This is a genomic window from Hamadaea tsunoensis DSM 44101, from assembly GCF_000428945.1.
Classification (GTDB): Bacteria; Actinomycetota; Actinomycetes; order Mycobacteriales; family Micromonosporaceae; genus Hamadaea; species Hamadaea tsunoensis.
On record NZ_AUAX01000005.1, the window covers coordinates 254766 to 277347 of the forward strand.

17 protein-coding genes are annotated in these 22582 nt (G+C 71.0%); 3 read left to right on the top strand and 14 right to left on the bottom strand.

Translation table 11 applies throughout. The features are described 5' to 3' along the window. Positions 1 to 35: 35 nt before the first annotated feature. Positions 36 to 410 (top strand): DUF742 domain-containing protein, encoded by a 375-nt coding sequence (locus tag G401_RS0111310; RefSeq protein ID WP_027342607.1) that lies wholly within the window; start codon positions 36 to 38, stop codon positions 408 to 410. Between the two features lies 1 nt (position 411). Further along, positions 412 to 999, top strand: a complete 588-nt coding sequence (locus G401_RS0111315; RefSeq protein ID WP_027342608.1) for a GTP-binding protein — start codon at positions 412 to 414, stop codon at positions 997 to 999. Positions 1000 to 1103: 104 nt separating this feature from the next. On the opposite strand, the gene G401_RS0111320 is transcribed toward G401_RS0111315, so the two are convergent. From G401_RS0111320 to G401_RS0111385, 14 genes are all read right to left on the bottom strand, one after another. Next, the gene (locus G401_RS0111320; RefSeq protein WP_084557063.1) at positions 1104 to 2306 is read right to left on the bottom strand and encodes an ABC transporter substrate-binding protein; all 1203 of its coding nucleotides are present in this window, start codon (positions 2304 to 2306) and stop codon (positions 1104 to 1106) included. 113 nt (positions 2307 to 2419) lie between these two features. Next, positions 2420 to 5020 (bottom strand): hypothetical protein, encoded by a 2601-nt coding sequence (locus tag G401_RS55720; protein WP_027342610.1) that lies wholly within the window; start codon positions 5018 to 5020, stop codon positions 2420 to 2422. A 58-nt stretch (positions 5021 to 5078) separates the two neighbouring features. Further along, entirely contained in the window at positions 5079 to 5939 is an 861-nt protein-coding gene (locus G401_RS0111330) for a hypothetical protein (RefSeq protein ID WP_027342611.1), read from the bottom strand. A gap of 154 nt (positions 5940 to 6093) precedes the next feature. Next, positions 6094 to 7794: an aminotransferase class V-fold PLP-dependent enzyme gene (locus tag G401_RS0111335; RefSeq protein ID WP_027342612.1), complete on the bottom strand. Its 1701-nt coding sequence runs from the start codon at positions 7792 to 7794 to the stop codon at positions 6094 to 6096. A gap of 6 nt (positions 7795 to 7800) precedes the next feature. Then, positions 7801 to 9504, bottom strand: a complete 1704-nt coding sequence (gene cydC, locus G401_RS44905; protein ID WP_084557067.1) for a thiol reductant ABC exporter subunit CydC — start codon at positions 9502 to 9504, stop codon at positions 7801 to 7803. Then, positions 9501 to 11150 (bottom strand): thiol reductant ABC exporter subunit CydD, encoded by a 1650-nt coding sequence (gene cydD / locus G401_RS0111345; RefSeq protein ID WP_034591261.1) that lies wholly within the window; start codon positions 11148 to 11150, stop codon positions 9501 to 9503. Before cydD ends, cydC begins: the two co-directional genes overlap by 4 nt. A gap of 24 nt (positions 11151 to 11174) precedes the next feature. Next, positions 11175 to 11843: a cytochrome d ubiquinol oxidase subunit II gene (locus tag G401_RS44910; protein WP_051366489.1), complete on the bottom strand. Its 669-nt coding sequence runs from the start codon at positions 11841 to 11843 to the stop codon at positions 11175 to 11177. Between the two features lie 9 nt (positions 11844 to 11852). After that, positions 11853 to 13076: a cytochrome ubiquinol oxidase subunit I gene (locus tag G401_RS0111355; RefSeq protein ID WP_027342614.1), complete on the bottom strand. Its 1224-nt coding sequence runs from the start codon at positions 13074 to 13076 to the stop codon at positions 11853 to 11855. 68 nt (positions 13077 to 13144) lie between these two features. Beyond that, positions 13145 to 14047, bottom strand: coding sequence for an aldehyde dehydrogenase family protein (locus tag G401_RS0111360; RefSeq protein WP_027342615.1), 903 nt, complete (start codon positions 14045 to 14047; stop codon positions 13145 to 13147). Next, entirely contained in the window at positions 14037 to 15461 is a 1425-nt protein-coding gene (locus G401_RS0111365) for an aldehyde dehydrogenase family protein (RefSeq protein ID WP_027342616.1), read from the bottom strand. The genes G401_RS0111360 and G401_RS0111365 overlap by 11 nt, the downstream gene beginning before the upstream one ends. A gap of 8 nt (positions 15462 to 15469) precedes the next feature. After that, entirely contained in the window at positions 15470 to 16429 is a 960-nt protein-coding gene (deoC, locus tag G401_RS0111370; RefSeq protein WP_027342617.1) for a deoxyribose-phosphate aldolase, read from the bottom strand. A 168-nt stretch (positions 16430 to 16597) separates the two neighbouring features. Further along, positions 16598 to 17230 carry a uracil phosphoribosyltransferase gene (upp, locus tag G401_RS0111375; protein ID WP_027342618.1) on the bottom strand — a complete coding sequence of 211 codons (633 nt, stop codon included), beginning with the start codon at positions 17228 to 17230 and terminating at the stop codon, positions 16598 to 16600. A 27-nt stretch (positions 17231 to 17257) separates the two neighbouring features. Further along, a complete protein-coding gene (locus tag G401_RS0111380; RefSeq protein WP_034591263.1) occupies positions 17258 to 18937 on the bottom strand; it encodes a phospho-sugar mutase in 1680 nt (559 codons plus the stop codon). Between the two features lie 90 nt (positions 18938 to 19027). Then, positions 19028 to 20755, bottom strand: a complete 1728-nt coding sequence (locus G401_RS0111385; RefSeq protein ID WP_034591265.1) for a serine/threonine-protein kinase — start codon at positions 20753 to 20755, stop codon at positions 19028 to 19030. Between the two features lie 236 nt (positions 20756 to 20991). On the opposite strand from G401_RS0111385, the gene G401_RS0111390 reads away from it, so the two are divergent. Further along, a complete protein-coding gene (locus G401_RS0111390; protein ID WP_027342621.1) occupies positions 20992 to 22566 on the top strand; it encodes an acyl-CoA mutase large subunit family protein in 1575 nt (524 codons plus the stop codon). Positions 22567 to 22582: the final 16 nt, after the last annotated feature.

Sequence of the window (22582 nt, forward strand, 5' to 3'; positions counted from 1 at the left end):
CGGTCCACGCGGGTCCGAAAGGGGGTGAACGGCTGATGGTTGAACGAGATGAGCCGACCGGCGCGCTGGTTCGGCCGTATGCCGTTACCCGTGGTCGCACCCGGCCCAGGCTGGACATCGCGATCGAGGCATTGGTCGAGACCACCATGCGCGGCCGGTCGTCTTCGGCGTCCAAGGGCTCGACCGGCCGCGAACACCAGCACATCGCGTCGTTGTGCGACGGTAGGTTGCAATCCCTCGCGGAGATCGCGGCGCGGATGCAGCTTCCGCTGGGTGTGGCGCGCGTGCTCATCGCGGACATGGCCGCAGACGGTCTCGTCGCGGTCTATGAGCCCACCTCATTCGAGACCAATGACGCAGTAGGCACTGAATTGCTGGAAAGGGTGCTGAGTGGACTTCGGAGGCTCTGACATGTCGCACCGTCCCAACCCTGGACGGGTGACCTCGGCGAAGATCGTCATCGCCGGTGGCTTCGGCGTGGGTAAGACCACGCTGGTCGGCTCGGTCTCAGAGATCACGCCGCTGACGACGGAAGCGATCATGACGTCAGCCGGCGTCGGGGTCGACGACACGCGCCAGGTGCCGGGTAAGACGACCACCACGGTCGCCATGGACTTCGGCCGCATCTCGATCGACCGCGACCTCATCCTGTACCTCTTCGGTACGCCGGGCCAGACGCGGTTCTGGTTCATGTGGGATGAGCTGGTCCGCGGCGCGATCGGCGCGGTCGTGCTCGTCGACACCCGTCGTCTCGCCGACTGTTTCGCGGCGATCGACTTCTTCGAGCACCGCAAGCTGCCGTACCTGGTGGCGATCAACTGCTTCGACGGGACCCAGTACCACACGGCGCAGGACGTGCGCGACGCGCTCGCCATCTCGCCCGAGGTGCCGGTCGTCACGTGCGACGCCCGTGGTCGTGAGTCCACCAAGCAGGTGCTGATCTCGCTGGTCGAGTACGTACTGAGCATGCGGCGTACGCGACAGGGCATCCCCGCCTGACGCGTCCCGGCGATACGACGACAGAAGCCCGGTCCTGATGGACCGGGCTTCTTCAGATCTTGCCGACCCGGGCGTCTTGCCGAGCCGGCGTCTCGCCGAGCGGGCTACAGGCGGATCCAGGTGTGGCGCTGGGCGACGAACATCGCCAGCACGTCGGGTGACATGCCGCCGTGGTCGATCGGGCTGAACCCGTACGCGCCCGCGACTCCTTCGTATGGCGTGGATTCCAGAGCACCCCGGAGCCGCCGTGGTTCGACGCTGGACGCCCGGCGTACCGCCGCCGCGACGAGGGACAGGGCGTCGGCCGCGTACGGCGCGCAGCCGCTGAACGAGCCGAACTGCTGCGTGTACCGGTTGATGAAGCTGCGGGTCGCCCGGGCACTGGCTCCGTTGGCCAGGAACGGGGCACCACCGAGCACCGCCGGGTACGCGACGCGTACGCCCTGCATGATGGGCTGGTTGTCGGTGGACAGGGTGTCGTCGTCCACCCCGCCCGTCGGCAGGTAGATCTTGGCGGTGGTGTTCACGCCGCGCAGCTCCTTGACGGCCCGCGCCGTGTTCGACGGGCCGGCCCACACCACGATCGCGTGCGGATGGGTGTCCACGGCCCGGGCGGCGGCACCGGAGTAGTCCTTGCCCGACGACGGCAGCGTCACCTTGTCGCTGAGCGTACGCCCGGCGGCGTCGAGAGCGGCCGTCATCGCGCGCAGGCCGTCCGAACCCAGCGTGTCGGTACCCGACATCACCACGACGCGCTTGAGGCCGCTGGAGCGGATGTCGCGGGCCAGCGTCGTCGCGATGTCGGACGCGTTCGGGGCCAGCTTGTAGGTGAACTTCCGCGTCGTCAGCGGAATGGAGATCGCATCGGCCCCGCACAGCGACAGGTACGGCACGCGGCGGTCCTCCGCGACGGCCAGCGTCGCGAACGCGGTCTCGGCCGTGATGCCGCCGATGATCGCGGACACGCCCTGCTCGGCGAACTGCCGGGCGACCAACGTCGCCTGGCCGGCGTCGCCGTGGTTGTCCAGCACGATCGCGTCGAGGCGACGGTAGACGTCGCCGACGCGTACGCCGTCGACGTTGAGGTCGGCCAGCGCGATGCCGACCGCCCGCTCCTGCAGGCGGCCGAAGACGGCGTTGCTCCCGGACAACTCCAGGCTGACGCCGATACGGATCGGGTCGGTACTCAGCACCTTGTGGGTGGTTGTCGCGGCACTGGAGTCGGTCATGACATCACAGGCCGTGAGCGCCGAGCCCGCCGCGACCGCGGCTCCCATGGTGAGGAATCCGCGTCGGGTGACTCTCATGTACGCCTCCGAACTGCTACTACTGCCCGCGTATGCTCTCTGGCCAGGCAGTACAAGGTCAAGCCCTTGCCGTGTGGAGAACCTCACGACAAGGGCTGAACAAGGGGGAGCAGTTACCGGCCGTAATTGGCTGTGCGGTAGCCGTAGTCTTCGCGGTCGTCGGTGTCGCGGCTGAAGTCCCAGCCGCCGGCCGATTCGCGACCCGGGCGGCCGCCGACGGCGTAGCCGTTGACCTCCTGGCCGCGCCGCCAGCCCCGGAAGTAGCCCGAGGTGTGCTGGGCGAGGCGCTGCGGGTCGCGCACTATGCGCAGCGAACGGTCGGGAGTGGTGATCGGCGAGCCCGGCACCAGATTGGCCTGCGGTACGCGTTTCGGCAGGCCGGCCCGGGTCTCCTCGGCGAAGCTGGGGCTGGCCGCGCTCTCGGCGGCCCGCCAGCCGAGGTCGACTTCGGAGTTCCAGGTCGGCTCGTCGCCGTTGTCCTCGGGGGCGTCCCCTTCGGGGTGCCCGGTGAACCAGGCGGACCGGATCGTGGAGAAGATCAGCAGGTCGCCGTCGCCGTCGTCCACGACGGGCGAGCCGCCCCGGTTGGCGGCGCGTACGCTCAGCGGCTCCTCCAGGGCGCTGGCGTCGACCAGGCGCAGCGGCGGAGGCTCGGGCAGGACCAGATCGTCGGCGAGCCACGGCGGGGTGACCTTGTCGTAGCCGCCGGTGTCGTAGCCGTTCGCCTCGTAGCCGTTGGACCCGTTGGCTTCGTATCCGTTCGGCCCGAAGCCGTTGGCCCCGTAACCGTTGGCCTCGTAACCGTTGGCCTCGAAGCCGCTGCCCTCGAAGCCGCCGCTCTCGTAGCCGCGGTCGTAACCGTTGCGGCCCCGGCCGTCCCGGTCCCGGACATCTCTGTCCCGGGCATCCCGGTCTCTGGCGTCCCGGTCCCGGGCGTCGCGACCGTCCCGGACGTCCAGCGGATCGCGGGTGTCGCGGACGTCGCGGTCGCGCGGATCCCGGCCGCGGCCGTCGCGCTCGTAACCCCGCTCTTCGTAGCCGCGTTCCTCGTAGCCGCGGTCGAAGCCGACCGGCTCGTAGGGCGCCTGGTACGCGGGCGGTTCGTAGGCCGGCGGCCCGGACACGGCGGCCCGTTCGTCGCGGTCGCCGATCAACGGCCAGGACGACCGGGAGCCGGCGGGCTCGGCGGACGGCGCCGGCCGGGTGAGCGGCAGCACGATCTCCGTGGCACCGATGCCGGCACCCTGCTCGTCGAGGGCGGAGCCGGCCGGCTCGCCCGGCGACGTGAGGCGCTCGGCACGGGCGTTGTGGATGGCGGCCTGCGACAGGGTCGGCACGAACGGCGCACCCACCTCGGCGGGCGTCGTGGTCCGGGGGCCGTCGTCGATCGGGCCGCGCTGGGCCGGCACGGCGGCCGTGCCCCCCTGCACCGGCTGCGGTTGAGGCTGCGCAACCGTGGTGGTGGCGACCGGCTGCGGCTGGGTCTTGGGCTGCGCGACGGGCCGGGGGTGCGCCGGCTGGCTGACCTGCTGCGGCTGCCGCGGCGGCTGGATCACCGGTACGCCGACCGCCGGCGTCGGCTCGAAGCCGGGCGGCAGGGGCGCGACGGGTGCGACAGGCGCGGGCGAGACCGGTGCGGCGGCGACGGGGTTCAGGGGCGACCGGGCCCGGCGCGAGGCCGGTATCCGGGTCGGGGCCTGTACCTCTTCGCGGACCGGCCGAAGCGGCATCGGTACGGGCGCCGGCAGCGTGGCCGCGGGTGGTGCGGACGCCGGTGCGGCGGCCGTCCGGCGCAGCGGTTTCGCGGGTGGCGGTACCGGTGCGGCCGCGCCCGGCGAGGAGACCCGGTCGGCGATGGTCTGGATGAGCGAGGCGCAGGCGGCGTCGCAGGCGCGCACGGCGGCGACGGCCTGCCGGACGGTCTCGGCGATCGCGGCGGTGATCTGCTTGCTCACGCCGCCGCGGCGCGGCGTCTCGGCGATGGCCACCCGCAGGGCGGTGACGGCTTCGGTGGCGGTGGCGTGGTCGGTGACACCGGCCGTGGCGACCTGAGCGGCCACCGAGTCGACGGTCAGCACCTCGCGGCCGCGGCCGGCCGGGGCCGCGAGCATGCCGGGCTCGGGCAGGACGTCGAGGATCGCCAGCGAGAGGTGCTCGGCCGGGTCCGGGTACGCCCGCAGGGCCGCCGGGTAGAGCTCGCGGAGGACCTCCCGCAGGGCGCCCGCGGTGCCGTGCCGGCCGTACGCGAGTGCGGTGTGCGCGGCCAGCACCGGCTTGAGCCCGGCGAGGTCGCGGGGGGCCGGACCGGCCTGGGCGGACAGCGCACCCGCCTGCAGGGCGCGGGCGAGACCGACCGCGCGCCGCTCGGCCGGGGCCGACTCGATCTCGTCGGCCGAGTCGTCGTCGGCGAAGCGCTCGGCGAAGTCGTCCGCGGCGTCGTCGTCGGCCACCGCCAGCGATCGGCCGGCGGTGGTGAGCAGCATCGTCAGCAGGTGGTCATCGCTGTCGGCGGCGACCGCGACCCCGGAGGGGGCGCTGGAGCGCTCGGCGAGCAGGGCGCTCAGCGTCGCGTACCCGTTGGCGTCGTCGCCGATCTCGCAGACGTCGAGCAGGCGGCCCGAGTCGTCGACGACGGCCGCGGTCAGCCATCCGTCGTCACCGGCGACCCCTGTGTCGGCCGAAGCCAAACCGCAATACACGCGAACGAGCGCCACGGCGTCGATCTCCTCCCGGGACTGTCGTGTGCCAAGCTTTGATGCTGCCTTGCGATGCTCAGTCGCGCCAGTCCACGGCGCTGGAGATCTTGCCGATCACCGTACGCCAGCCGAGGCTCGCCTGTTGTGCACCGATTTTACGAATGCGGCGCTTGGCCATGAATCCGCCGATGCCGCCGGCCGATGCCGCCCGGAGCGCCTCGTCGAGATCGTCCAGCGGGGAACCGGGGGACAGCATGGTCAGCACCGTCTCCAGGCGCAACGCGTACGCGAGGTCGCGGGCCACCTCGCCGGCGCTCAGCAGCAACGGGGCGTCCCAGGCGTCGTGACCGCCGCGCAGGTTCTCCACCACGAGGTCGAGCTCGTAGGCGTCGTCCTCGGCCGGCTCGATCTCGTCGGCGGTGACCGCCTCGGCGAACTCGTCCCATTCGGCGAGCTGGCGCAGGTCGTGCGGGGCGTCCGACTTGACGAAGTCGAGCAGGCCCTCGGTCGACTTGAAGATCAGGACCTTGCCCTTGTGGGACAGGAAGAGCGGGACCTCCTCGGCGTCGGCGGCCGGCTCCTCCTCGGTCTCCGCCGCGTCCTCGGCGTCGTCGGCCGAGTCCTCGTCGGTGACCGGCTCGAGGTCGACGCTCGTGTCGCCCTTGCCGGCGGCCTTGTCCGCGTCGTCGGAGTCCTCACCCAGCGCCTGGCGGGTGAGCTCGTCCTCGTCGAAGTCGGGCAGGTCCTCGTCTTCCAGCGGCTCGTCGGGCTTGCGCGCGAACGGGTTCTCCTCGGGCTCGCGCTCCGAGACGTCGGTCGGCGTCACCGCGTCCGACGTCCGGTAGGCGCGCAGCGTGAAACCGCTGCCCGCGGGCAGGGCGATCTCGACCGGGTCCATCGCGTACCCGCTCCAGAACTCGGTGGGCTCCTCCGCCACTGCGGCCTCCTGCGTTCGCTGTCCGACGCTTGTCGCTGTCCGATGGTGCCGGAGTCACGCACCAACCGTCGTGACTCAGGGCACAACCCTAGTCGTTCCCCCGGCCGCGCGTGCGCCCGGCTCCGCCAGTGGTACGCGTTGCGGCGTACCAGGGTCAGAGCAGGCATTCGTCGGGCAGCTCGAACCAGCGAAGCTCCTCGAAACCCGCGGAGACCCTGGCCCCGGCGGTCCCGTCGGCGTAGGGGCGGTCCTCGAATTTGTCGAACAGGCTCCGGGCTGTTTCGAGATAGTCGTCGAGTGCCGACTCGGGCGCCCGCTCGTGCTGGGCCGGCCAGCGCAGTTCCCCGGCGGCGTCGTAGCGCAGGCGGCCCAGGCGCAGCGGCGGCTCGACGACCCCTTCGCGGTGCCGCCACAGCCCGGTACGCGCCTCGAACCGGTACTCCGGCAGCAGCCGGTGGCCGTAGGTGGCGACGAGATGGACGGCCTCGGCGATGTAGCGGAAGACGGTCTCGGAGATGAAGTAGTTGAAGCTGACCCGCACCCAGCCGGGCTTGATCCCCTCGCAGCCCTTGAGCACCTCCTGCTCGAACTGGTGCGACCGGGCGAGGTCGATGCCGAGCAGGCGGTGGCCGTAGGGCCCCGCACAGGAGCAGCCGCCGCGGGACTGGATGCCGAACAGATCGTTCAGCAGCGCCACCACGAAGTTGTGGTGAAGGTAACGTCCGGAGGGTCCCTTCACGACGAAGGACACGATGGACAGCCGCTCGGCGCTGGTGTTGCCGAGGATCTGCACATGCGGGTTGTGCTGCCAGGACGCGATCGCCCGGTGCAGGAAGTCCTCCTCGCGCGCCCGGATCACGTCGGCGCCGACCGCCTGCTTCAGCTGGAACACCAGCCCGGCCCGGATGTCGTCGACGATCGCCGGGGTGCCGCCCTCCTCGCGGTGGGCCGGGTCGGCCAGGTAGTGGTGCTCAAAAGTGTTGACGTAGTCGACAGTCCCGCCGCCCGGCACCGTCGGTACGCGATTCGTCAGCAGCTCCCGGCGTACGACGAGGACGCCGGGGGTGCCCGGACCGCCGACGAACTTGTGCGGCGACATGAACACCACGTCCTTGTACGCCAGCGGGTGCTTCGTGCACCGCCCGTACATCTCGATGTCCACATAGGGGGCCGCGGCGGCGAAGTCCCAGAACGAGAGGGCGCCGTACCGGTGCAGCAGGTCGGAGATGCCGTGGGTGTCGCTCACGATGCCGGTCACGTTCGACGCCGCCGAGAACGATCCGATCTTGAGCGGCCGTTCGGCGTACTCCTGGAGGGCTTTTTCGAGAGCCTGGACGTCGATGTGGCCGTCGTGGTCCTCGGGGATGACCACGACGTCGGCGATGGACTCGCGCCACGGCAGTTCGTTGGAGTGATGCTCGAACGGGCCGATGAAGACGACCGGGCGCTCGGCGGCCGGGATGTGCTCGCGCAGCGAGTAGCGGTCGTCGAGTTCGGCGGGCAGGCGGATGCCCAGGATGCCGATCATCTTGTCGATGGCGCCGGTGGTGCCGGAGCCCGCGAAGATCACGACCGTACGCTCGTCGCCGCCCACGGCGTCGCGGATGATCTGGCGGGCGTCCTCGCGCAGACGGGTGGTCTGCAGCCCGGTGCCCGACGACTCGGTATGTGTGTTCGCGTAACGGGGGAGTACCTCGTCGCGGATGAAGTCCTCGATGAAGGACAACGCGCGACCCGAAGCGGTGTAATCGGCGTAGGTCACCCGACGGGGGCCGTAGGGACCCCACATGACCTGATCGTCACCGATGACGGATTCGCGGATCCGCCGGATGAGCGGGCTGTCCTGAGCGACCATCCCTCATTATGCGGCCGGGCTTGTTTCCCGCGCAGTACCGATTCGGATCACCTGATCGAATCCGGCGGTCTCCGCCGTCCGGTGGGTCACCAGCACGACCGTACGCCCGCGCAGGAATTCCAGCACGTCGCGGAGCACGGTGTCGGCGTGCGCGGGGTCCAGGCCCTCGGTCGGCTCGTCGAGCAGCACGACCGGAGGTGCCTGCAGCAGCGCCCTGGTCAGCGTCAGGCGCTGGCGCTGACCGCCGGACATCGCGGTGCCGTCCTCGCCGACGATCGTGTTCCAGCCCTCGGGCTGCGCCTCGATCCAGTCCAGCAGGCCGGCCGCGCGGGCGGCGTCCCGGCGCTCGGGCTCGGTGGCCTGCCGGCCGAGGGTCACGTTCTCGGCGATGCTCGCGTGGAAGACCGCCGCATCGGCGAAGAGGCCGCCGACGGTCGCGTACGCGTCTTCGGGCAGCGGCCGGCCGTCGTAGCGGACCTGGCCCTCGTCCGGGCGCAGGGCACCGGAGAGCAGGGCGAGGACGGTGGACTTGCCGGCACCGGACGGCCCGACGAGCGCGGTCGTCGATCCGGGGGCGAGGGTGAGCGAGAAGTCCGCGAGCGCGGGTGGTCCGGCGGGCCGGTACCGCACCGAAACCCCCTCCACCTCCAGCAACCCGGGCCTGCCGGGCGCCCCCAAGATCCGGTTTGGATCAGGGAAATCACCCGAATCTTGGGCCATGATCACGTGGTTTTCCGTGATCCAAACCGGATCTTGGCGGTCGCCGCCGGAGGCGGCGCGGCCGTCAGCGGTGGGGGCGGCGGCGGTGGTGAGGAGGGGGCGGAGGCGGTCCAGGGCTCCGGCGATCTCCGCGCGGCGCCGGGCCGCCGCCGTCAGCGAGAGCGCGACCTCCCCGGCGGCGATCGTGCCGACCGCGAGGACCCCGATCCACACGCCCGGTACGCCGGCGGCGTGGGCCGCGGCGATCACCGAGAATGCGGTCAGCGCCATGATCAGCGAGCCCATCAGGTCGACCAGGACGGCCCGGAACGCCAGCCGCTTCTCCAGTCGCGCCAGGGCGTCCGAGATCGACGCCGCCGTGGCCTCGTACGCCGGCCGGGCCCCGTACGCGGCCAGGTCGGCGGCGCCGTGGACGAGATCGAGGGAGGCGACGGCGTACTCGGCGCGGAGCGCGGCCAGGGTGGAGGTCGCGGCCAGCCGGTACGCCAGCACCGGCAGCACTACGCCGCAGAGCACGAGCCCGGCCCCGAGGACGACCCCGCACCACGGGTCGATCAGGACGGCACCGGTGACGGCGAGGGCGCTCGCGAGCGTACCGGCGCAGGCGGGGATCCAGACGCGGACGACGAGATCCTGGACGGCATCCACATCGGACACCATGCGGGCCAGGGCGTCGCCGCGGCGTACCGGTTCGGCCGGGCGGTCCACGAGGGCGGCGAAGACGCGCGCGCGTACGGTCGTGACGATCCGGAGTACGGCGTCGTGCGAGGCCAGGCGTTCGGCGTAGCGCAGGGCGCCGCGGGCGATGGCGAGGGCGCGTACGGCGACGATGGCCACGGTCAGCGAGGCGACCGGCGGCTGCCCGGCGGCCGTCATGAGCAACCAGGTCGCCGTCGCCATCAGGCTCAGCCCGGCGAGTTCGGTCGCGGTCGCGAGGAGCACCGCCCCCAGCAACCGTCCCGCCACCGGCCTCGCCAACCGGAAGATCATGAGAGCACCTTCTCGCGTACGCGGCCGTCGACGACCTCGATCACGCGGGTGGCGAGGTCGAGCATGGCCGGCCGGTGGGCTACGAAGATCGCGGTGCGGCCCTCGACCAGCCGGGCGGTCGCCTCGATCACCGCCTGCTCGCTGCCGCCGTCGAGGCGGGCCGTCGGCTCGTCGAGCAGGATCAGGTCCGCGTCCGTACGCGCGTACGCCCGGGCCAGGGCCAGCCGCTGCCGTTCGCCGCTGGACAGGCCGACGCCGCGTTCGCCGAGCGGGGTGTCCAGGCCGAGCGGGAGCGCGTCGATCACGTCCCCCAGGTACGCCGACCGCGCCGCCGCCTCGATCGCCGCCCGGTCGAGGCCGGGGGTGCCGAGAGCGATGTTCTCGGCGAGCGTCGCGGCGAACAGGTGGGCGCGCTGCGGAACCCAGGCGAGCCGCCGGCGCCAGTGCTCGATGTCCAGTTCGGACAGATCGATGCCGTCGACGGTGACCGTGCCGGCGGTCGGGCGTACGAAGCCGAGGAGCAGTCCGACCAGCGTGCTCTTGCCGCCGCCGCTGGGACCGACGAGGGCGATCCGGTCGCCGGCGTTGATCGTGAGGTCGACGTCGACCAGCGCCGGCCCGCGCTCGTACGCCACGCCGACCCCGCTCAGGACGATGGCCGAGGGCGCCGCCACAACGGCCTGACCGACGGAGACGGAGACCTCTGACGGAGCGAGAAGGGTGAACGCCTCGTCGAGCGCGGTCAGCCCTTCCATGCTCGCGTGGAACTTGCTGCCGGCCGCGCGCAGCGGTGCGTACGCCTCCGGGGTCAGCAGCAGCACCAGCAGCGCGGTCGACAACGTCAGGCTGCCGGACAGCAGGCGCAGGCCGACCGGGACGGCGACCAGCGCCACCGAGATCGTCCCGATCAGTTCCAGGACGAGCGCCGAGAGGAACGCGATCCGCAGCGTCTTCATGGTCGCGACGCGATGCTGGTCGGCCATCGCGCGTACGGCGGAGACCTGGGCCTGGGCGCGACCGAAGGCACGTAGCGTGGGCAGCCCGGAGACCATGTCGAGGAAGTGCCCGCCCAGGTGCCGCAGGCGCCGCCACTGCTTCTCGGTGGCGGCCTGGGTCTGCCAGCCGATCAGGATGCCGAACACGGGGATGAGCGGCAGCGTGACCAGCACGATGATCGCGCTGGTCAGGTCGCTGAGGGCGAGGGTCAGCACCGCCGCGGCCGGCACGGTCGCGCCCAGCACGAGCTGCGGCAGGTAACCCGTGAAGTAGCCGTCGAGCGCGTCGAGACCGCGCCCGGTCAGCGTCGCCAGCTCGCCCGCGCGCTGGCCGGCGAGCCAGCCGGGGCCGCGCTCGCCGACCGCGCCGAGCAGATCCGCCCGCAGCTGAGCCTTGACCGTCGCCGCCATCCGGGCCGCGGCCAGACCGCTCAGGGCGGTGCACCCGGCCCGCAGCACGAGGGCGACGACGAAGCCGGCGAGCGCCACCCCGTCCAGCCGGCCCTCCGCCGCGGCGGCCAGGGTGCGGGCCAGCGCGTACGCCACCGCGACGATCGTCACCGCGGTGGCGCCGCCGGTCAGAGCGAGCGCGGCGGCGTCACGCCGGGCCGCGGGCACGGCGCGCAACAGGCGCGGATCGAACGGACGCATCAGACGCAGTACAGCAGACGCCGCTCAGACCGGCTGCTTCGCCTCGCTGGGGTGTCGCGTACGGAACAGCCACCAGGTGACCGCCTGCACCGCGATGAGGACCGGCAGGGCCACCATGACCACCGGCGCGATCACCGCGACGGACTCGCGGTCGGCGGCGTGCCAGGTCACGGCGCTGCCCGCGAGGAGGACCGCGGCCACGACCGTCATCGAGGTCGCCGCGAGCAGCAGCCAGCGCCGCCGCAGGAAGGCCCAGCCGTGCGCGCAGAGCAGGGCCAGCAGGCCGACCGAGCTCGCCATCACCAGGGGTGTGAGGCGGAACTCACCGCCCTGCCAGACCGCGCCGAGAAATGCACCCCAACCCAGGGCGGCCACCACGGCACCCACCCGCGCGACCCCGTCCAGCGCGCCGCCCGGCTTGAAGATCCTCAGCCCGTACGCGGCCACGACCAGCACGGCACCGCCCAGCGCGAACCAGACCGGCACGCGGTACGCGCCGAGCAGTTCGCCTTCATTCCACGGGTACGCGCCGAACAGCAGCCCGGCCGCGGCGACCAGCCAGACCTCGTTGCCGAGGAAGAACGGTGCGACCCTGTTCATCTCGGCCCGGTCGCGGGCCATGATCCCGACGCCGTAGTCGAGCCCGCCGAGCAGGAAGTAGCCGGTGAACATCACGGCCAAGACGATGAGCATGACTACCTCCTATGCCAGTGCGGTGAGCGCGTCGGGCGTGGGCTCGACCGGCCCGCGATGGGCGGCCCGGGCGATCAGCACCCAGTCCGTCACCGCCAGCGCGACGAGGACCGCCGTGAAGATCAGGTAGCTGGTGAGCATCGAGCCCGTCGAGCCGCCCGGTGTGATCGCCTGGTCCAGCGGCAGTACGCCGTACGCCGCGAACGGCTGCCGGCCGCCCTCGCGTACCAGCCAGCCGAAGATCGCCGCCAGGAACGGCAGGGGGATCGCCAGGAGCAGCAGCACGAGCGGGAACTTCAGCCGGATGATCCAGTCCCGGAAGAACAGCGGGATGAGGGCACCGACGAAGAACAGGCCGAACGCGATCAGGATCATGAAACCGAGCCCGACGCTGCCGTAGGTCGGCATCTGGTAGTGGCCGGGCCCGAACCGGTGTGTGAAGTCCGCGACCGCCGCCGCCTTGGCGTGATCGTCGCCGAGCTTGGTCGGCTGCACCTCGCCCACCGGCTTGAACTGCGCGAAGCCGGCCCCGATCGTCATGACGATGCCGACGAAGGCGGTCACCACGCCGAGCCGCAGGGACTTCCGGAAGAACTCCAGTTCCCGCGTACGCCGGAGCAGGTGCCACGAGCTGATGCCGGCCATGACGAAACCGCCGGTGGTGATCGCGGCGAACACGACGTGCGGCACGGCCATGACGAAGGTGGGGTTGGTGAACAGCGCGCCGAAGTCGGTCAGGTGCAGTACGCCGTCCGCCGACCGCGTGTACCCGACCGGATGCTGCAGGAACGAGTTGCTCGCCAGCACCCAGAACACGCTGAGGTACGCCGTCGCGGCGATCAGCCAGATCAGGGCGGTGTGGACGAAGCGGTTGAGCCGCCCCCAGCCGAAGATCCACAGTGCCAGGAACGTGGATTCGAGGAAGAAGGCGAGGATGGTCTCCATCGCCAGCGGTGCGCCGAAGATGTTGCCGAGATAGTGCGACAGGCCGCTCCAGTTCAGGCCGAACTGCAGCTCCAGGACGATCCCGGTGGCGATGCCCAGGAAGTAGTTGATCACGTAGAGCCGGCCCCAGAACCGGACCTGGCGCTCGTACGCGGGTTTGCGCGTGATCAGCCAGGCGGTCTGCAGGACGACGAGCAGGGTGACGAGACCCAGAGTCAGCAGCACGAAGAGGAAATGGAAGATCGTCGTCGTGGCGAACTGGAGTCGCGCGATGTCGAGCACACTCACATGATCAAGCTAGCCACGGCGACGGCCTCGCCGAATCGGTGCTTCCCCGGAAAACGACCCCTAGGGCGTCAGTAGGCCGACCCCTTGGCGCCTTCGAAGCTCTTCGGGTGCCAGACCGTCTTGGTCTCCAGGAACGCCGTCATCCGGGCGATGCCGGGGTCGGCGGACCAGTCCACGGCGGCCGGGCGTACCACGCGCTTGAGGGTGTCCGCCGCCGCGACCTCGAGCTCCTTCGCCAGCCCGTGGTCGGTCACGCCGGTGAGGTCGAGCGCGTTGACGTCGGCGTGCGACGCCAGCCAGGGCGCGATCTCGGCCGGGCTGCCGGTCAGCAGGTTCACCACGCCACCGGGCAGGTCGGAGGTGGCCAGCACCTCGGCCAGGGTGATCGCGGGCAGCGGCCGGTCCGGCGAGGCGACCACGACGACGGTGTTGCCCGTGACGATCGCCGGTGCGACGACGCCGACCAGCCCGAGCAGGGCCGGTTCGGCCGGGGCCACGATCGCGACCACGCCGGTCGCCTCCGGGGCCGACAGGTTGAAGAACGGTCCGGCGACCGGGTTCGCCCCGCCGACCACCTGCGCGATCTTGTCGGACCAGCCGGCGTACCAGACCCAGCGGTCGATCGACGCGTCCACTTCGGACACCGCGGCGGCCGCCGACAGCCCGAAGGTACGCAGCTCCGCGATGAACTGGTCGCGGCGCCCCTCCAGCATCTCGGCGATCCGGTAGAGGATCTGGCCCCGGTTGTACGCCGTCGCCCCGGACCACTTCGCCACGGCACCCCGCGCGGCGAGCACCGCGTCGCGGGCGTCCTTCCGGGAGGCCTGGGCCGCGTTGGCCACGAAGTTCCCCTTCGCGTCGGAGACGACATAGCTGCGCCCGGACTCGCTGCGCGGGAAGGCGCCCCCGATGAAGAGCTTGTACGTCTTGCGTACGGCCAGCCGGGCGGGCTGAGCATCCTTAGTGGGCAAGGTACGCCTCCAGGCCGTGCCGGCCGCCTTCGCGACCGTAACCGGACTCCTTGTAACCGCCGAACGGCGACGTCGGGTCGAACTTGTTGAACGTGTTGGCCCAGACGACACCGGCCCGCAGCTGGTCGGCGACGGCCAGGATCCGGGAGCCCTTCTCGGTCCAGATCCCCGCCGACAGCCCGTACGGCGTGTTGTTCGCCTTCTCGACGGCCTCGGCCGGCGTACGGAAGGTGAGGACCGACAGCACCGGGCCGAAGATCTCCTCGCGCGCGATGCGGTGGGCCTGCGAGACGCCGGTGAAGATCGTCGGGCGGAACCAGAAGCCCCGGCTCGGCAGCTCGCACGGCGGCGACCAGGCCTCGGCGCCCTCCTGCTCGCCGGCCGCGGTCAACTCCTTGATGCGGGCCAGCTGCTCGGCCGAGTTGATCGCGCCGATGTCGGTGTTCTTGTCCAGCGGGTCGCCGACGCGCAGGGTGCTCATCCGCCGCTTGAGCGACTCGAGCACCTCCTCCGAGATCGACTCCTGGACCAGCAGCCGGGAGCCCGCGCAGCAGACGTGGCCCTGGTTGAAGAAGATGCCGTTGACGATGCCCTCGACCGCCTGGTCGACCGGCGCGTCCTCGAAGACGATGTTGGCCGCCTTGCCGCCCAGCTCCAGCGTGACCCGCTTGTTCGTGCCGGCCACCGTACGCGCGATGATCCGCCCGACCTCGGTCGAGCCGGTGAAGGCGACCTTGTCGACGTCCGGGTGGGCCACGAGAGCGGCGCCGGCGGCACCGGCCCCCGTGAGGATGTTGACCACGCCCGGCGGCAACTCGGCCTGCTGGCAGATCTCGGCGAACAGCAGCGCGGTCAGCGGAGTGGTCTCGGCCGGCTTGAGGACGACCGTGTTTCCGCAGGCCAGTGCGGGCGCGATCTTCCACGCCAGCATGAGCAGCGGGAAGTTCCACGGAATGATCTGCCCGGCCACGCCCAGTGGACGCGGGCTCGCGCCGAACCCGGCGTGATCGAGCTTGTCGGCCCAGCCCGCGTAGTAGAAGAAGTGCGCGGCGACCAGCGGGATGTCGACGTCCCGGGATTCGCGGATCGGCTTGCCGTTGTCGAGGGACTCCAGCACCGCCAGCTCGCGGCCGCGCTCCTGGATGATCCGGGCGATGCGGAACAGGTACTTGGCCCGCTCGGCGCCGGACATCTTGCCCCACACCTGCTCGTACGCCTTCCGGGCGGCGGCGACGGCCCGGTCGACGTCGGCCTCGGACGCCTCGGCGACCTCCGCGAGCACTTCCTCGCTGGACGGGGAGATGGACTTGAAGCTGCCCGACCCGTCGACGAACTCGCCGCCGATGAACAGCCCGTAGGACGGCTTGAGGCTGACGATCGCCCGCGACTCGGGGGCCGGGGCGTACTCGAAGATGCTCATGATCAGTCCAGGGTCACGTAGTCGGGGCCGGAGTAGTGCCCGGTCTTCATCTTGCTCCGCTGCATGAGCAGGTCGTTGAGGACCGAGGAGGCGCCGAAGCGGAACCAGTGCGGGTCGAGCCAGCCGTCGCCGACCGTCTCGTTGACCAGCACGAGGTACTTGATCGCGTCCTTGCTGGTCTTGATGCCGCCGGCCGGCTTCACGCCGACCTTGCGGCCGGTGACGGCCAGGAAGTCGCGGACGGCCTCCAACATGATCAAGGTGACCGGCGGCGTCGCGGCCGGCTGCACCTTGCCCGTCGAGGTCTTGATGAAGTCGCCGCCGGCCAGCATCGACAGCCACGAGGCCCGGCGTACGTTGTCGTAGGTGACCAGCTCGCCGGTCTCCATGATGACCTTCAGCCGGGCGTCGCCACAGGCGTCCTTGACCGCCACGATCTCCTCGAACACCTCGAGGTACCGGCCGGAGAGGAAGGCGCCTCGGTTGATCACCATGTCGACCTCGTCGGCACCGGCCCGCACCGCGTCGCGTACATCATCAAGTTTGACCTTGAGGGACGCCTGGCCGGCCGGGAACGCGGTGGCCACGGAGGCGATCTTGACCGGGCTGCCCTTCACGACCCGGGCGACCTCGGCGACCATCGACGGGTAGACGCAGACCGCGGCGGTCGGCGGGCAGGTCGGGTCGAGCGGGTCGGGGCGCAGGGCCTTGTTGGCCAGGCCGCGGACCTTGCCGGGAGTGTCGGCGCCCTCCAGCGTGGTCAGGTCGACCATGCTGATCGCCAGGTCGATGGCGAGGGCCTTGGCGGTGGTCTTGATCGAGCGGGTGCCGAGGGTGGCGGCGCGCGCGTCGGCGCCGACCTTGTCCACGCCGGGCAGGCCGTGCAGGAACGCCCGGAGGGCCGCGTTCGACCTGGTCACCTCGGCCAGGGTGGCGGCCGAGGGGGTGGTCGCGACTGTCATGCCCGAAAGCCTACCCGTCCGCGATCAACCCCGACGATCTTGCGCGAATGTCCCCCAAGATCCCGTTTGGATCAGGGAAATCACCCGAATCTTGGACCAAGATTACGTGCGAAACCATGATCCAAACGGGATCTTGGGGGCTTGCCTGAGTGGGATCTTGAAGCGGGGTCAGAAGCGGGGCATGCCGCCGAACTGGCGGTCGCCGGCGTCGCCGAGGCCCGGCACGATGAACATCTTCTCGTTGAGGCGCTCGTCGATGCTCGCCGTCACCAGCCGCATCGGCAGGCCGGACCGGGACAGCCGCTCGATGCCCTCGGGCGCGCAGATCACGCAGAGCACCGTGATGTCCGTGGCCCCCCGGTCGGTGAGCAGGCGTACGCAGTGCTCCAGCGAGCCGCCGGTGGCCAGCATCGGGTCGAGCACCAGCACCGGAATGCCGCGCAGGTCGGCCGGCAGCGACTCCATGTAGGCCCGCGGCTCGAACGTGTGCTCGTCCCGGGCCAGCCCCACGAAGCCCATCGAGGACTCCGGCAGCAGGTTGAGGACGGCGTCGGCCATGCCGAGACCGGCCCGCAGCACCGGCACGATCAGCGGCGGGTTCGCCAGCCGGGTGCCCTCGGTCGGCGCCACCGGCGTCTCGATCGGGTACTTCTCGGCGGCGAAGGACCGCGCGGCCTCGTAGGCCAGCATGGTGCTCAGCTCGTGCAGCGCCGCCCGGAAGGAGGCCGAGTCGGTCCCGCCGTCCCGCATGGCGGTCAGCCGGGACTGGGCGAGCGGATGATCTACGACGTGTACGTCCACGGGCTCACAACCTACCGGATATGTATTTCACGGATGGACACTCCAGATTCCCAGCGCGGCGGCCATCTCCGTGCGCAGCGCGGTCAGCGCGGCGCCCGCCTGCTCGCGCGCCGCCGCGATGTCGCCGTCCACGACCTTCTCCACCACTTCGAGGTACGCCTTGAGCTTCGGCTCGGTGCCCGACGGGCGCACGACGACCCGGGCGTCGGCCGTCCGCAGGATGACGACGTCCGCCTCGGGCAGCAGGTCCTCGGCCGACGTCACCTTCTCGTCGAGCAGGGTCGCCGGCATCTTCGCCCGCAGCCGGGCCATCGCGTCGGAGATCTCGGTGAGGTCGTCGACGCGTACCGCGAGCTGGTCGGTCGCGTACAGGCCGAAGTGCTCGGCGAGCTCGTCGAGGCGGTCGGTCAGCCCGCGCAGTTCCGCCTTCAACCCGGCCGCCAGTTCGGCCACGACCAGCGCCGCCGAGATGCCGTCCTTGTCGCGTACGCTGCCCGGGTCCACGCAGTAGCCCAGCGCCTCCTCGTAACCGAAGGCGAGATCGTCGGCGGCCCGGACGATCCACTTGAACCCGGTGAGGGTCTCGGCGTACCCGAGTCCCCGTTCGGCGGTCATCGCCTTGAGCAGGGACGAACTGACGATCGAGCACGCGTACGTGCCGCGCCGGCCCTTGCGCATGAGGTGGTCGGCGAGCAGTACGCCGACCTCGTCCCCGCGCAGCATCCGCCAGCCGCCGGGCACGTTCGGCGCCGGAACGGCCACCGCGCAACGGTCGGCGTCCGGGTCGCTCGCGATGGCGATGTCTGCGTCGATCCGGCGGGCCAGCGCCATGACGTGATCCATCGCGCCGGGCTCCTCCGGGTTCGGGAAGGAGACCGTCGGGAAGGTGCCGTCCGGGACCCACTGCTCCGGGGCGGCCTGCGGCGTGGCGAAACCGGCCTGCTCGAAGGCGTCGACGAGCACCTGGCCGCCCACCCCGTGCATCGGCGTGTACGCGATCACCAGGTCCCGCGGCCCGTCGGGATCCACCGTGGCGGCGGCCGCGGCGACGTAGCTCTCGACGATCGACTCGTCCAGCAGTTCCCCGTCGTCGCCGAGAGGTACGCCGGACAGGCTCGTCACGGCACTGATCCGCGCCGAGATCTCGGCGTCGACCGGCGGGACGATCTGCGCACCGGCGCCGAGCGGGCCACCGAGCCGCGCCCCGAGATACACCTTGTACCCGTTGTCGTTCGGCGGGTTGTGCGACGCGGTCACCATGACGCCGGCACAGCCGCCGAGCTTGCGTACCGCGAAGGCGAGCAGGGGAGTCGGCAGGTTGCGGGGCATCACCAGCGCCCGCAGGCCGGCACCGGTGGCGACCCGGGCCGTCTCCAGCGCGTACTCGTGTGAGCCCCGCCGGGCGTCGTAGCCGATGACGAGCGGTTCGCCGGCCGTGGTCCCGTTCGCGAGCAGCCAGGTGACCAGGCCGGCCGCGGCCTGGCGGACGACGGCGAGATTCATGCCGTTCGGGCCGGCCCGCAGCGGTCCCCGCAGCCCGGCCGTGCCGAACATCAGCGGCCCCGCGAACCGGTCGGCCAGTTCGGCCGCGGCACCCGTGTCGAGCAGGGCCTGCAGCTCGGCCCGGGCAGCCGGGTCGGGGTCGTCATCGATCCAGGCGCGTACGCGGTCGGCCAGCGCGGGGTCCAGGACGGTGTGGTCGCTCATGGGCGATTTCTAGCACAGTGTGACGCCCTGGTCGCAGTGGTCGGCGAAGTTGCCCTGTGACCGGCCGGGCCGACCGGTCACCGGCCCCGGTCAGGCGGCCTTGACCTGGAACGTCGAGGTGGACGCGTCGAACAGGGTCTTCATGGCGTCGTAGTCGTTCTGCCACGTCGACAGGTAGATCTGGTAGACCTTGCCGTCGATCGCGACCGCCCGCCACAGGCCGTGGCGCTGCTTGCCGCCCTTGGGCGTGCACAGGTATTCGAGTTCGGAGCCGGCGGCCCCCGCGAGCTGGATGTCGCGCGTATCGACCTCCTGGTAGAGGTCCTCGCAGCCGGACTTGCTCAGCCGGCTGCCGCCGCTGGAGAGGATCTTGTCGGCGTCCTTGCCGTTGCTGACGATCAGCCGGATCCAGTGGCCGCTGTCGCTGGGGTCCTCGGCCTGGATGTAGGAGCCGGCCTTCTTCGGCTTCCAGCCGTCGGGAAGGATCACCGAGTAGCCGCTGCCCTGGTAGATGTCGCCGGCGACGCTCGGCGAGGGCTCGACCGACGGGCCGGTGGACGCGCCGTTCGCGGCGGGCGTGCCCGAACCGCCCATCTTGCTCACGGCGATGATCCCGGCGGCGAGCAGGACGACGGCCAGGCCGCCGACGAGCCCGAGCCGGACGTTGCGGGACAGACCGCCCAACGCGGCGAGCGGGCTCTTGCGCGGCCGGTCCAGCGCGGGCATCGCGCTGGTCGCGTCCTGCGGGACGCTCACACCCGGCATCGCGCCGGTGGCCAGCAGCGCACGGCCGCCGACCTGCTTGCCCGGCTTGGCCGGGCTCGGCTGCGCGGGGCCCGCCGGGGCGAGCGTGTCGTGGGCGCCGGTGGCCTCGCTCGCGGCAGCCGGCCGGGTGGCGGGCAGCTGGGCGGGCACCACGGCCCACGGATCGGTGTACGCGTTGCCGGCCGGCGCCTGCGCCAGCGATCCGGCCAGCAGCTCGCGCAGCTCGGCACGGGCCTGGTGGACGTCCCACCGCCGGGCGGGATCCTTGATCAGCAGGCCGGCCAGGACGTCGGCGAGCGGTCCGGCGAGCACCGGCTTGGCCGGCGGGTCCTCGACGACGGCGTGCATCGTGGCCAGCGGGTCGCCCTTGTCGAACGGCGGCCGGCCCTCGACGGCCGTGAAGAGCGTGACGCCGAGCGAGAACAGATCGCTGGGCGGCCCGAACGGGTGGCCCATCGCGCGCTCGGGCGAGATGAAGTGCGGCGAGCCGAGGACCATGCCCGGCGTGGTGAGCTGGACGTCGCTGGGCATCCGGGCGACGCCGAAGTCGGTCAGCACGCATCGGCCGTCGGCGCAGATCAGCACGTTCGCCGGCTTCACGTCCCGGTGCAGTACGCCGGCCGCGTGCGCCACCTCCAGCGCGCCCAGCAGCGCGACACCGATCTTGGCGACGGTACGCGGCGCCAGCGGGCCACCCTCGATGACCATGTCAGCCAGGCTGCGCGCGTCGAGCAGCTCCATCACGATCCACGGCCGGCCGTTCTCGTGCACGACGTCGTAGACCTGGACGACGCTCGGGTGGGCCAGCGCGGCCGCCGCCCGGGCCTCGCGCATGGTCCGCTCGTACATCGCCTCGCGGTCCGACGACGCCATCCCGGGCGGGCAGACGACCTCCTTGACCGCCACTTCCCGGCGGAGGAGGGTGTCGGAGGCCCGCCAGACGGCGCCCATGCCACCGGTGCCGATCGCGGTGCGCAGTGAGTAACGTCCGCCGATCAGGGTCCCGGGGGCGGCTCGTCCGTCGCCTGGGGAGCTGTTCCAGGTTGTGGGCATGGGGGTAGTCACTTCGCCGCCGTCTCGCTGAGGGATCTGTCTCGGGCTCGGGGGCCGGTCGCAGCCGTACCCTGGGGCCGGGTCGGCCAATCGCCCTATTCTGCTGCAGATCCCGGTCGAGCGAAAGCCGTGTGGGCTGATCATCGCTCCTTACTGCAAATTCGTGCGGGCGTACGGGTGGTCCTGTGGGGAAGACCTCATCCACCGGCCGGGTGCCTACCCCTACGATCGGCGGTATGACTGAACGTCGGTTAAGCGAGTCCGGATTCGAGATCAAGCCCGTCTACGGGCCCGCTGACCTGCACGGACAGTCCGACGAGCAGCCGGGCGCGTACCCGTTCACGCGGGGCGTCTATCCGACCATGTACACGTCGCGGCCCTGGACCATGCGGCAGTACGCGGGCTTCGGCACGGCCGCCGAATCAAATGCCAGGTATCACCAACTGCTCGATGCGGGCACGATGGGCCTGTCGGTTGCTTTCGACCTTCCCACTCAAATGGGTTATGACTCGGACGAACCGATTGCCCACGGTGAGGTCGGCAAAGTCGGCGTCGCCATCGACTCGATCGACGACATGGCCGTGCTGTTCCGGGACATCCCGCTGGACAAGGTCTCCACGAGCATGACGATCAACGCGCCGGGAAGCGTGCTGCTGCTGCTCTACCAGCTTGTCGCGGAGCAGTCGGGCATCGCGGGCAACCAGCTCAACGGCACGATCCAGAACGACATCCTCAAGGAGTACATCGCCCGCGGGACCTACATCTTCCCGCCGAAACCGTCGCTGCGGCTGGTCTCCGACACGTTCGCGTACTGCGGCGCGGAGATCCCGAAGTGGAACACCATCTCCATCAGCGGCTACCACATGGCCGAAGCCGGTGCGACGCCCGTGCAGGAGATCGCGTTCACGCTCGCCGACGGCATCGAGTACGTGCGCGCCGCCATCGCGGCCGGCCTCGACGTCGACAAGTTCGCGCCGCGATTGTCGTTCTTCTTCGTCGCGCGGACCACATTGCTCGAAGAGGTTGCCAAATTCCGCGCCGCGCGGCGGATCTGGGCGCGCATCATGAAGGAGGAGTTCGGCGCCAAGGACCCGAAATCCTGGATGCTGCGCTTCCACACGCAGACCGCGGGAGTCCAGCTCACCGCGCAACAACCGGAGGTCAACCTGATCCGCGTAGCGGTGCAGGGCCTCGGTGCCGTCCTCGGCGGTACGCAGTCCCTGCACACCAACTCGTTCGACGAGGCGATCGCCCTGCCGACCGCCAAGGCCGCCCGGTTGGCGCTGCGTACGCAGCAGGTGCTCGCGTACGAGACGGATCTGACCGCCACCGTGGACCCGTTCGCGGGCTCCTATGTGGTGGAGGCGCTCACGGACGAGATCGAGGCGGCCGCGAACGAGCTCATCGAGCGCGTGTTCGCGTACGGCTCGGCGGTGGACGCCATCGAGAACGGGTTCCAGAAGCGGGAGATCGAGGCGTCGGCGTACCAGGTCGCGCAGGAGATCGACGGCGGACGGCGGACGGTCGTCGGCGTCAACCGCTTCGCGCTGGACGAGGAGGAGCCGTACGAGCCCCTCCGGGTGGACCCCGCGATCGAGGAGGCCCAGGTCGCTCGCCTGGCCGAACTCCGCCGGGTACGCGACAACGCGGCTGTGCGTACCGCTCTGGCAGGTGTGAAGAAGGCGGCCGAGGGTACGGACAACGTGCTCTATCCGATGAAGGAGGCGCTCGCGGCCCGGGCCACCGTGGGCGAGGTGTGTCACGCCCTGCGCGACGTCTGGGGGACCTACCGCCCGGCTGATCGGTTCTGAAACTTCACAGTTACGG